A 12,692-nucleotide genomic window follows, 5' to 3' on the forward strand; every position below is an offset into this window, starting at 1 on the left:
CAAGAATATTTTTCCCATACTTTTTATCCTTGCTTACCTAAATTTATTATTTAAAAACTTACTTTTATGAACATTATCACTTGAAATTGATCTATAAACATACAATCAATGAAACTGTTACTTTCTTTGTGTTTTAACTTTATTTTTCTTTTTTCTTCTTTTGCTCAAACGCAAACTATTCGAGGAAAAGTTGTAGACCATGCTAGCCAAATGCCCTTAATTGGAGTTACCTTAGTTGTCGATCAGACAAATATTAATGGTGTCTCTGATGAAAATGGTGATTTTGTTTTAGAAAAGGTTCCTGTAGGGCGTCAACAAATAAAAGCGCAATATTTAGGTTATGAGCCTTATGTATCAGAAGATTTAATTGTCTCTTCAAGTAAGGAAATATACTTAGACATCTTATTAAAAGAACAAGTAGAGGTTACAGAAACAGTTGTTGTCAATGCCTCTAAAAGTGCCGATGGAGTTGGTAACCAAGCTTTAAATGATTTGTCTGTTGTCAGTACCCGTTCTTTTTCTGTAGAAGAAACCAAACGTTATGCCGCTAGCTTGGACGACCCTGGACGTATGGCAGCAGCATTGCCAGGGGTACAAAGTGACCAAGACAATGAAAACGATGTCATCATTCGAGGTAATTCTTCCGTAGGTGTTTTGTGGCGTTTAGAGGGTTTAGAAATTACCAACCCAACTCATTTTGCCCGACCTGCTTCTACGGGGGGTGGAATCACTGTTTTTAGTGCTGCTTTGCTAGGCAATACTGATTTTTCTACGGGTGGCTTTGCCGCAGAGTATGGCAATGCTTTTGCTGGTGTGTTTGATATGCGTTTTCGCAAAGGAAATATGATACAACGAGAACATTCTGCCAAAATTGGATTGGTTGGGCTGGGTTTTTCCACAGAAGGGCCGATGAAAAAAGGTAGAAGTTCTTATCTAATAAATTATCGTTATTCAACTCTGGGGCTTTTAAATGCAATGGGACTTTATGTTGTTCGTGAGAATGTAGCAAACGATTTTCAAGATCTATCTTTCTGCTTAACGTTTAATTCGAAAGACAATAAAAATGAGTTTAAAATATTTGGGGTTGGAGGCATCAGTAATGAACTTTGGTCTGTTAAAGAAGATACCGCAGACTGGCAAAACACATGGGATTATCAATACGAAAAAGCAGGTTCTAATTTAGGGGTCATAGGGGCAAGTTTTCGTCGACTCATGAATGAAAAATCTTATTTAAAAGCTACTGTAGGAACGGTATTAACTCATATTTTTTCGACACAGTATGAACCCGAAATTACTAATTTAGAGAATAGAGATAGCTTTTTACTGTACGATTATAAGATACTCCGTTCGCAAGCTCATGTTACTTATGGCTATAAATTTAGCAATCGTTTTCGTCTAAAATCAGGCGCTTTGGTGCATGCCATTTCTCATTGGTTAAGTCTAAGTGAACGACGCGCCAACGATCTAACCAATCACCAGTATTTGGATATCAGTGATGCAAATACAAACTTTTTAATACAAGCTTATGCCCAAGGAAGCTATCGCCCAAACAACTATTTTACAATTAATGCTGGGCTTCATGCCATGTATTTTGCAATGAACAATACCTACAGTATTGAACCTAGGTTTTCGGTGCAATACAAACCTTTTTCCAAAACAACAATCAGTGCTGCTTATGGCTTGCATGGCAAATTAATTCCTATTGGAACCTATCATTTGCGCATCAAAGATCAATTTGGCAACGTAAGTCAGCCTAACAAAAACTTAGAAATTGCTAAATGGCATCACGCTATTTTATCTTACCAACAAGTTATTGCATTGGGCTTTAGAGCAACAGCTGAAATTTACTATCAATATGGCTTTGATATCCCGACAGGTATTGATAGCGCAAGTACTTATTGGCTGTTCAATGAACGCCAAACCTATGGTCATGTAGCAATGACTTCGGAAGGGTTTGCCCAAAACTACGGCTTAGATATTACGATAGAAAAAGCCTTTGGTAGAAACTTCTTTTTATTGGCAACGGGTTCTATTTATCAAGCACAGTATAAATCTCTGGGCGATACAGAATGGCGTAATACTCGTTACAATAGAGGTTGGGGAACAAGCTTGATGGGAGGCTATGAATTTACCTTCAAAAAAGGGGGTGTTTTACAAGTGGGTATTAAAACATTTTTAGCAGATGGTATTCGCTATACTCCAGCAGATGAAGCTGCTTCTATTGCTGCTCGTGCTTTGGTAGAGGACGAAGATAAAGCGTATAGTGCTAAAGCTCCTATTTATTTTCGCTTAGATACGCGTATCGCATATCGAAAAGATCACAAAAAATTCTCCTATACCATTGCTCTTGATGTTCAAAATGTTACCAACTATAGAAATATTAGTTTTTATGGTTATGATCGTCAAAAGAATGAATTATTTCCTCGTTATCAAGCTGGAATTTTGCCAGTACTTAGTTTCCAAATTGATTTTTAGATCTTTTTCCGTTTCTACAAAACCAAAACTATCAATCAACAAGTTGTAATTTACTCTACTCATAAATCGTCCAAAAAATTATAGTAAGAATTAATCTATTATTTACTATAATTTTTTGGTACGACGATTAACTTGGATTAAGGAATACATTTTTTGATTGCCTCAAGTATTTTTTCCTCATCTCCTTGTTCATATCCAGTTTGTTTCCACATCAATTTTCCTTCCCCATCAAAAACAGCTACGTGTGGTGGATGGTTTGCATTCATTTTGGTCATAAAATCTTTTTCTGGATTGAGATAGTACTCATATTGCCAGCCTTTTGATACCACATAAGGTTTTACTCTAGCCATATTTCGAGCATCGTCTATAGAAACGGCAATAAGTTTCACTCCTGTTCCATCAACCCAATCTTCGTATTCCTCATGAATGGTGTTTAGCAATCGCTTACTAGGACTGTCCCAAGTTGCCCATATTACAACGACGAATGGCTTTCCATCGTTGCTCAATGTTTTTGCATTCACCTCTTGACCTGTGGATGTCTTTAAAGTAGCGTCAGGCAATCTATCTTGTGCCATAGTCAATACTCCTGATAATAGTGCTACTGTCAGCATAATTAGTCGTATCATTTTATTTAGTGTTTAGTTATAAAAATTATAAAAATCTTGTCCATGCCATTTGTGTTCTATTAACACCATCGTCTTAACGCACTGAAATTATGTATTCCTCAATGCTTCAAACATTTCTACCAACCACGTTTTACTAGCAATCGGATTGGTTGTATTAAATAATATTTCTAATTTTTGAAATTCCTTTAAAAACTTATTGTCAGACAGATAATCCTTACTTTCTTTTAATTTATACGTCCGCCGAATAAGGTTAATGAAATTATAATACACAACTCGGATGTCTTCTGTCAACTGTTTGTTCCGTTTGAGGTAATTTCGAAAGGCATCGGTCAAGGAATATAAGGCTTCTCCTTCATTTATTTCATAATAAATTTTAAGTTGAATCATTTTGGCTCCAATATGATAGGTATAATTGGTAAACACTACATTGTGTAAAGCTTGCAACGCAACTCCATATTCTTTTTTGGAATAAAGTAAAAACCCCATCAACAAAGAATAGGCGCTCTCTTGATATTGGGGTATCAAAGCTTTTTTATAGGTTTCAATAAACTCGGCTGCCCATTCATAATCTCCCAGACTAATTGCACTTGTTCCTATGTTTTTATAATCTCCATCAGACAAATAACCATCTACAAAATTGATCTCATGCTTGACTAAAAACTTAGAAATATCCAGTATTTCCTTTAGATATTGTTCACTTGCCGTTTTATTATAACAACGAATGCAATAATTTTCTAGGTAGTCGTATATATTTTTGAGCTCTTTCTTTGAAAAAATTGCCTGATGCTCTACCAACCAGCCTTTTACTTTAAAATATTCCCCATCTCCTTTTTCTCCATACAACAACATTTTTAATACTCCCGCATAAATTTTAATCGTAGGCTCTTGCCCATATGGACTATTCGGTTGATCCAAATAAACAAAAAGTTCATCCACCAAACGGTATTCATAATTACTACCAATAACAATATTTCGACTCACCATATCACAAGCAACTTTAAGCTTTTTAGTAATAAAGAACAAGTCTAAAAAATCATTTTTAAGTTGCAAATTTTCATTGTAAGTCCGTCCTCCCTGTGTTACAAAATTAACATCCAATTCTTTGTGATAAGAAAACTTTTCCCAGTACAAATCTTCTACATCTGTATAAGAACTCTCTTCGCTTCTTTCAATCTTTCGAAGAATAGCATCATAATCTTTAAATTGTTTTCTATGCCGCAACTCTGCTAGTATCTTGATCAAATGTTGGTTGTGCTTTTCTTCGTGCGCTGTTATCACTAAGTAATCGTGCAACAAAGAAAGTAATTTGGAACTAATACTATGAAGGGCATTGCCATCAAATTTTTTGTTAGGATAAACATATTTAAAAACACGTTCTTTTTCTAAACGATGCTGTCGCTTAGGATTAGGAACATACTTCGCTAAGTAAGCACATAGCTTCTTAACTTCCGCATGTTTGTTATAAAATGGGGAATTGACATAATCTAAGAAACGAGTAATTTCTCTAGAGTCTAAATGCTGAAATAGGTTTACTAGCTTGGTTTTGTGCATTATAAAACGCGATAAATTTAATTTCTTTAAATTGGTGTTAACCTGTCTTTTGTTATCTCATAAATGAAATTTGTTTCGCCCCATACTTTTTCTTCGTGCAATAACTTCCACGTAAAATGATGTTTGCGTGCAATACTCTGTATCGTTTCAATGGCACAATCGTCGGACAAAATCATAAAGATAGAACTTTGCACTTGCATGTAAGTACCTATTGTAGAAAATAAGTTATGAAAGTACTCAAAATTCTGCCCACAAAAAAACGCTTTTTCTCGATTATTTGTGGGTTCTTGCGGAAAATAAGGTGGATTAATTAGAATATATTGAAATATTGTAGGGGGTATATTTTCCAATAAATCAGATTCGATGACCTCCAATTCTAAGTTATTCATATCCTTAGTTTCTAAGATAGAGCGAACAGCTATAGGATTAATGTCACTTGCTGTGACAAGGAAACCCTCTCTCGCCATTAAAGAAGCTATTAATCCACTTCCTGCCCCTAATTCAAGTACTTTAGAGCCTTTTAATTCTAAATTTAATGCAAATTGGGCTAAAATTTTAGTACTAAATAGCAATCCTGGATGAAATACAGAAGGTGCTACTTTTATAGACAAGCCATCGTAATTAAACCAACGTGTTTTGGACAAATAAGCCTTGTATAATCGCCACAATATAGGTTGCGTCAATCGTCTGAATTGACGTCGTATTCGATCTATCATAATGTTTATACTACACTCTAAAAGCCTTCAATTTCGGGTTGACGATATTTCCAAATTTTCTGCAATACTTTTAACTCATAGGGAAATTTGTACAGCCCAAGGCGATAACGTAATACGGATAGAATATGTATCATCTTTCGCTGAAATTTACTCAATCGAATGTCTGATACCGTTGGATAATACGCATTCAAAACTGTTTCAAAGTTTTTAATCTTATCGACCATAGCAGGAGTCAGCCAAGGGGTAAGCGGATTTTTTCTCAAATCAAAGTTTTGCCATTGTGGTGTAATCCAATCTTCTAGTTGACTAGGGAATTCAAATCCAGCAGCCGTGATTCGTTCAAATAACTCGGAGCCTTCTGTCGGCACTGGGCTATATAAATAAATAATAATTTCTGTTGCAGGATTAATTTCTTTTATTTCCTTGATGAACGCAATATCAGCATCAATCTGAGCCATCACTTTTTCTTCACTTTCGGCAGGCAACCCCAAGACAAATGAATATTCTGGAATAATATCTACTTTTTTCATTCTAGCGGCAAAGCTTTTTATTTGTGCTGCCGTTTGCTTCCCTCCTTTGTCCATTTGTTGAAGAATGGCATCATCACCACTCTCTGCCCCAAAGAAAATCATTTTGCACCCAGCTTTTCGCATCAAATGCAATGTTTCATCCGAATAACGATCAATGGTATCAATTCTACCTTCACCCCACCAAACCATATTTTCTTTCAACATCAACCTTGAGAATTCTGCTGTACGTTTTTCAGAAACAAAGAAATTGTTGTCGTGAAACTCTATTGCTGTTGCTCCGTACTCTTTCTTAATTTTTAATACATCTTTGTATACATTTTGAGCACTTTTAGCTTGCCAACGACCATTATAAATAGGAACAACGGCACAAAAAGAACATTTAAAAGGGCAACCTACACTAGAATGGTAAGCCAAGGTTTTGTTGCCTAAATACGTCTTTCCGAGGTATTTTTCAATTGGGTAAAATGTATTTAAATAATCATAAGGCAACTCTGTTAGTTGATCTTGATTGAGTAGACCTTCTTTTTTAGTTTTTACAATTTGACCATCAACAGTCTGATAAATTAAATTGGGAATAAACTCATAAGGCAAGTCGTTCTCCAACGCCATCAACAAAGCAGGAAAGGCATTATCACCAGGACCATTCACAATATAATCAATAAAAGGCGCTTGAATAACCACTTTATATTGATTGGAAGGAAAGTATCCTCCCCATATATTAATAATATCTGGAAATTCTTCTTTGGCTTTTTTGGCAAATGGGATGGCTTGGCTAAGTTGTGGACCGGGCATAACCGTCATGCCCAAATACTTAAATTCACCTGTTTTCAAATAAGAAGCTATCTTAGCGTAAGGATCTTGCTCCATATTACCATCAACAAATACATAATCAAATTTACCTTCTATAGAGGCTCCTACTTGTAAAATACTATTCGGAATTCGATATTTGGAATTGGCACTTCTAGGATTAAATAAAATTACTTTGTGGGGGGAGATTCTCATCATTCCTTGTTATTTTTAACTTTAGCTCTATTGTCGTAATTTACAATGTTTTTTGTAAAACTTAGTATTTTAACCATCTATGTCATAAATTCTTCGTTTGAATCGTCTACTTTTATGATTGCAGCAACCTTACGTTACCTAACTTTTTTTTTATTTTATGGAGGTCTTTCCAGCCTTATTGCTCTGCCCTTGGCTTGTTCTAGCGATAAATTAAATCCACCTTCTGATTTAAAAATTTGTTTGCAATATTATTACAACCCTCCATCATCTGACTCTGAGACCCTCAAAAGTGGTTTAAAGTGGTATTTTTCTTATTTGGGAGCTGCCTTACCTCAAGGACAATTAGAAAAGGCGATTCGTTGGAAAAAAGAGAATCATCAATTGGCGCTACTAGAAATTGATTGTGCGCTACTAGGCTTCTCTAACAATGCTCAAAATGCTTTGCAACGAATTATTAATACCATCAAAAGCAGTGCCGCCTACCAAAAAAATCAATATATGGATTTGGGGCGATTTGTTGTCCTCACATTGAATAGCAGTTACCATTATTACGCGATTACAGGAGTTTATCCTACGTTAGAGGGCTTTAAAAATGTCTATAATTTTGAAGATACTGCTGTTATTCGTTTGGACAGTGGTAATTCGAGTGTAACAATGGGAAATCGAGTGATTTACCAAACCAATAATACGATTATAGATTTTAAAAAAATGGCGTTTATGGCTGTAGAAGGAACCGGAGATGTCCAACAAGGAACTTTCCAAGCAAGCGATTTTGAGGTATTTGATTTTATGCCTAACGGACAACCTCGTTTTGCTATTTATAATGAGTTGGGACAACTAAAAACGGCCGTTCCTCCATCCTTAGGAGAAGCTGGAAAGCCTGCCAAGTGTATGTGGTGCCATGAATCAATTATACAGCCTAATTTTGTGTTACAACATCCTCAAGCTGCTTCTTTTAATCAAAACATCCGACACAAGAATGCCTTGTTAAGCGATGCCAGAAATCAACTACACTCTGATCTAAGTTATGCATTACTACAAGAACACCACTTTGCTGAATTACTGTATATATCTTTTATGGAACCAAGCGCCGAACGATTGGCGTTAGAATGGAATTATACCTTGCCACAAACTCAAGCATTATTACAAAGCTATACGACACATACGCATCCAGAATATCCTCAATTGGGCAACTTGTACCATCGTTCAGAAGTAGATCATTTAAATCCTTTGCCTGTGCTAGCAACTCCTGAATCTGCTCAAGAAGCATCTTTTTATGAGCCTAATTATTAATTTTTTGCCATTTTGACGACTTACCAAGCAATATCCTAAAAACAAAAAATAGCAACCACTGTACTATAGCCGTTGAAGCAATTGCTCCCAAAGCACCATAGGTCGGAATTAGAATATAGTTGCAACAAATATTCGCGAATGCAGCCCCCAAAAAGACCACAACTAACTGCTTTTCTTTTTCTATTTTTATTAGATGATGCGTTTGAATAGCATAGCCAAAAAAAGGTACGATCATTAGATACCCCAAACCATACATCCAAGCAGAAAAGTTAATTCCGTATATCCAAGGTAATAAATAGTAAAAAGCAATTACAACTGGTGCTGTTCCCCATATTCCCAACCCAAACATCCAATGGTTGAGCCGTTGTAAGGCTGTATCAGGCATTCGATAAATGTTTTTTAAAAATGGACTCACAATAATTCTATTTCCTAGTATAAACAAACTAAATGCTTTGAAAAAAACTTGATAAGCCCCCAATGTTTCTTCTGATAAATAAAATGCTACTCCATACAAATCTATTCTACTTTGAACAAATCCAATCATCGCTGGTATAAAAAAAGGAAAAGCAGTGACCAAAAATGCTTTTCGAAACCTCCATTTCCAATTCTTTAAAACAACACGTCGATAAAAAAAGGCATAAGCCATAGCTTTGGCAACAGCTAAAAATGCATATAAAAAAAGTAGGTAGTTGGTATCCAAATTGGAACGATGTGACCACAAGGCTATTAATATCATCATCAATCCTCCCCCTTCTATGCTCAAAGCTCCTTTTAATCTTCTAGTATAAATAGGCAACGGATCAAAGGAGCGCACTCCAAAAGCTCCCCACAACCAAACAGAAAGCCACCAACAACTTACCCCATCTCCATAAAAAAAAACAATGGCAACCATCTGCACTAATCCCAACAAAACCAAACGACTGCAAAACGACTCTTGCCAATAAACGGCTACCATTTGAACATTTTGACTAAAGGCTCGAATCAAGTAGGTATTCTGCCCCCAATTAAAAAATAAAATAGCTAAGTTGACAAAAATCAAATAATTTACTATTTCGCCCCAAGCTGCCTCTGAATTGAATCGAATGACAAAATAAGAAATAAGAAACTGTCCTAGTGGAGGTAGAATTTGAAGACTACCATACAGAACAATCCATGTCAATCGTTGCTTTTTTTTTCTATCTAGTTCGTCCATTTTTTAAATAAGCTATGGCGTTCTTCTTGACTGTAAAAATGGCGGCAATATTTAGAATCTAACATTTGCTCTACATAGTTTTTAGGCAATCTCAAACTGGTTTTAAATGTGTGGTATAAATGCGCATAGTCTTTTTGTGCTCCAATATTATGGCGCTCCAATTTCAAATTAGGAATATTAAGAAATTCCTTCAACCTTTTTTCTTTTTTAGCATCTGGCAAATCTACCCGCATTAATAACAATTCAAAATTTCCTCTCTGATATTCTTTATACTTTTTTTGAGTATCAAAATTAGTCGCAAAAACATCTATTTCCAGCATCATTTTTAATTCATCGTCTAGCCAATTTAACGGATAATCATGAGGCACTAGTTGTAAGAATTGTTCTTGCAAAAGAGAAACATCATTATCATAGTTGGAAGCATCCATATTATTATAATAACGAAACACTTCAAAAAAAGCAGATACATTGCGTTCTATCGGTTCTCTTATTGTTGTTATAATTGAAGTTGGTTGGTTGGGTTGAATTTTTTTGTTATAAATTAGAGCACCCGTATTTTTAGAATCGGGCCACCAACCTTTTGCTCTACAAGTCTTGTATTCCCAATCTATACGCCTTTGATTTAAGCTATGTATGTGGAATATTGGGCTGTTACTATGACTTCGAATCGAATGATACAAAGACAACGATCCTACTTTTCCCATACTGTAAATTACAATTGGTTTTTGCTCCGATGATAATGATTTTTTAGCCTTTAAATAGTACCATTGTCCACGAATATGATAACGGTAAAATGACTTTAAATAATACTTCATACTGCCTTATTTTTTCTCTGTCAACCTCACTTTCATTAAAGTATAAAATCCCATCCCACGGTTCTGATCCGACAAATAAAAGATCTCTTTTCCATTAATAACCATAGGCTTTCGCTTGTTTGAGTTCGTGTTGGTCAAAGGCATTCCCTTATAATAAATTTGTTTGTCTTTGATCCGTACAACATTCGTATCAAATTGATGAACCATAATATTAGTGGTAAGTCTTTTGGGAGTAGGAACCGTCCAATATTCGTATTCCAATTGCCCATTCTTAATCGTATAGTCGCTCGTCAAAATATGCTTCTCTTTTTCTAATACATAGGTATTTTGAGGAGGCGTCTTTTTAATAACAGCTGGTACGGTAAAAAACAAGAACAGCCCCATTCCTATCCCTACTTGGCTAATGTGATTGATGCGCTTACTTTCTTTTGGGAGCAATAACTGTTGGTAGTATATAAAAATCAAGAGCAACACATATACTTTTGGGAACTTTAAATACAGAGGTAATTCGTAAAAATAAGTAATCGGAAGGTTAACATATAGAGCGATTAGCACAGAAAATAAAATCTGTTGTTTTTGTGTTAATTGCAAATCGTTTCGAAACACAACCAACCAAGGAAATAATAACAGTATTCCTGCATAAGAACTCAATCCTGGAGACAAGAGCATACCTGCAATGAGCCATAGCCCTACTTTTGTTATCAAGTCTTGTTTTGACTTCCAAGTAAAAAAAATAGCTGTACTTAATATAATCGTTTTATAAAAAGCTTGCATGAAGATAAATGCTGTGTACGAATTGAAAACAGGCGTAGGATTATGTAAGGCATCGTATACAAAGAGATGCTTAAACAGCATTGTTGCGGACTTTGCAGCAGGTGTAAAACCATCGTAGTAGGTTCCTGAAGATGATTTTGGAAATACATCGGTGAAATAATACATCCAGTTTGCCATGTCTACTTGAAATAACGATACGCTCAACAAACTAATACAAGCGACTCCATAAACCAACGCTGCCTTATAGTGCTTTTCTGCAATTAGCAATACACCTAGCAACACTGGAAATACTTTTAACATCAATGCTATTGCCCAACAAAAAGCCCCAACAACAAAGCGTTTTTTTTGAAATGCATGCAGTCCTTCGGCTAGTAAAAAACTCAATAATAAGTATACTTGTCCAAAATATAGCCCATTCCGCAGGCTTGTAAAAAATACAACAGGCACTAGGAGAAATACCCCAGCTGAAAATCGCCATCGTCGCTGCGCTCGCACCAACATCAATAGAAACAAACTACTACTCAATAGATTAAAGCAAATCTTAGCCCATATTGGTGACAAAAAAGTAGCAGGATAAAAGAAAAAGGCTAAAAAAGGTGTATTAGGATAATAGGCCAAAAATAAATTAGAAAATCCCTTTTCTAAAGCCATCGAATTGAATTTCCAAGCATCATAAACTTCTGTTGACCACCAACCCTCTTTTAGAAATACAGCACCAATATAAGCATTCGAAAAATCATGAATAGGGAGTCCATACGTTCTAATAAGCCAATAACACAGCCCCAATAGTAGTGGTCCAAGAAATAATAAGGTTGGTATATTTGTCGTTTTTTTCAATTGGTAGGTATTCGTCAGAAATTCTATAAACAGCAATTATTTAAAGGCTTCTTTTTCAGACTATTGAGCAACAACTTTAGTCAAATCATATTGATTTTCTCTCGTTCTAAAGCCTAAACCTTCGTATATTTTCAAGGCATGATAGTCTTCATCGGCAACAATAACCGCTTCTTCCATTTGCAGCATATTTACAGTATAGATATGTTGAATCAAACGCTTGCACAAACCTTGCCTTCTAGCACTTTCAATAGTTCGAACTTGTTGAAATCGACCAATTTTATCAAAAATATACAAGCCCGCAGCAGCTAATAATTTTCCATCTCGAAAAACGCCATAAAAGTTCCCCATCTCCTGTGTTATCATGGTTTTATAAACATTTCTTCTATTCAATAAATAAGCCTTAAAAGAAGCTTCTGAAAAAACCGTTGGGCGCTCTCTAATTTCATGCTGTGTCCATTGTTCCCAATCTAAATCAGAAGAAAATGTTCGAATGTGGTCACGCTCCTCCTGCAATACTGTTTTTGCCTCTACAGCCTCCTTGTCATAAGTCATTACCGCCAAGTTGTCTATTTGGTATTGATCATTTTGAAGGTAAGGGGCAAGTATTTCATCCGAAGGTATATGCATCAATCGAAAACCTACATGATGCTGATTTGTTGCTTCAGAAAAATGACACTTAAAAAGCTTTTCCAGCTCGTCTTTGTCTAGAAGTAAATCAGGTGATTTTAACACCATGCAGTTTCCATCTATAAACGTTGGATTGGTTGGAGTTTCTACCAAATAATAATCGACATATTCTGTCACTTTTGCATCCGATCCTAGTAGTTTAAAATCAGTAAAAAAGCCTAAGTTATTCATGAATATTGCTTTAAATTTTTAAT

General features: G+C 35.4%; 10 protein-coding genes. 2 read left to right on the forward strand and 8 right to left on the reverse strand.

What is annotated here, in order from left to right:
* The first annotated feature begins 108 nt into the window (after positions 1–108).
* The gene (locus QP953_RS17695; protein ID WP_052597316.1) at positions 109–2,475 is read left to right on the forward strand and encodes a TonB-dependent receptor; all 2,367 of its coding nucleotides are present in this window, start codon (positions 109–111) and stop codon (positions 2,473–2,475) included.
* 137 nt (positions 2,476–2,612) lie between these two features.
* Here the strand turns inward: QP953_RS17695 and QP953_RS17700 are convergent, their stop codons facing one another.
* The 4 genes from QP953_RS17700 to QP953_RS17715 all read right to left on the reverse strand — a co-directional run bounded on the left by QP953_RS17700 (position 2,613) and on the right by QP953_RS17715 (position 6,903).
* The gene (locus tag QP953_RS17700; protein ID WP_052597318.1) at positions 2,613–3,101 is read right to left on the reverse strand and encodes a TlpA disulfide reductase family protein; all 489 of its coding nucleotides are present in this window, start codon (positions 3,099–3,101) and stop codon (positions 2,613–2,615) included.
* A gap of 87 nt (positions 3,102–3,188) precedes the next feature.
* Complete coding sequence (locus QP953_RS17705; protein WP_052597320.1) at positions 3,189–4,652, reverse strand: hypothetical protein; 1,464 nt, start codon at positions 4,650–4,652, stop codon at positions 3,189–3,191.
* Positions 4,653–4,678: 26 nt separating this feature from the next.
* Complete coding sequence (locus tag QP953_RS17710) at positions 4,679–5,368, reverse strand: methyltransferase (protein ID WP_309552148.1); 690 nt, start codon at positions 5,366–5,368, stop codon at positions 4,679–4,681.
* 17 nt (positions 5,369–5,385) lie between these two features.
* On the reverse strand, positions 5,386–6,903 hold the full coding sequence (locus QP953_RS17715) for a B12-binding domain-containing radical SAM protein (protein ID WP_052597324.1): 1,518 nt from the start codon (positions 6,901–6,903) through the stop codon (positions 5,386–5,388).
* A gap of 111 nt (positions 6,904–7,014) precedes the next feature.
* On the opposite strand from QP953_RS17715, the gene QP953_RS17720 reads away from it, so the two are divergent.
* Positions 7,015–8,193, forward strand: coding sequence for a hypothetical protein (locus QP953_RS17720; RefSeq protein ID WP_309552149.1), 1,179 nt, complete (start codon positions 7,015–7,017; stop codon positions 8,191–8,193).
* Here QP953_RS17720 and QP953_RS17725 read toward each other — a convergent pair.
* The 4 genes from QP953_RS17725 to QP953_RS17740 are packed head-to-tail and all read right to left on the reverse strand — an operon-like array spanning position 8,183 to position 12,669.
* Positions 8,183–9,385: a polysaccharide biosynthesis C-terminal domain-containing protein gene (locus tag QP953_RS17725; RefSeq protein ID WP_309552151.1), complete on the reverse strand. Its 1,203-nt coding sequence runs from the start codon at positions 9,383–9,385 to the stop codon at positions 8,183–8,185. The two genes, QP953_RS17720 and QP953_RS17725, sit on opposite strands and share 11 nt — an antisense overlap.
* Positions 9,373–10,200: a putative capsular polysaccharide synthesis family protein gene (locus QP953_RS17730; protein WP_309552153.1), complete on the reverse strand. Its 828-nt coding sequence runs from the start codon at positions 10,198–10,200 to the stop codon at positions 9,373–9,375. The genes QP953_RS17725 and QP953_RS17730 overlap by 13 nt, the downstream gene beginning before the upstream one ends.
* Before the next feature lie 6 nt (positions 10,201–10,206).
* Positions 10,207–11,811 carry a glycosyltransferase family 87 protein gene (locus tag QP953_RS17735; protein ID WP_309552156.1) on the reverse strand — a complete coding sequence of 535 codons (1,605 nt, stop codon included), beginning with the start codon at positions 11,809–11,811 and terminating at the stop codon, positions 10,207–10,209.
* A gap of 60 nt (positions 11,812–11,871) precedes the next feature.
* Positions 11,872–12,669, reverse strand: a complete 798-nt coding sequence (locus QP953_RS17740) for a GNAT family N-acetyltransferase (RefSeq protein ID WP_309552158.1) — start codon at positions 12,667–12,669, stop codon at positions 11,872–11,874.
* Positions 12,670–12,692 lie beyond the last annotated feature (23 nt).

This window comes from Aureispira sp. CCB-E (assembly GCF_031326345.1).
Lineage (GTDB): Bacteria > Bacteroidota > Bacteroidia > Chitinophagales > Saprospiraceae > Aureispira.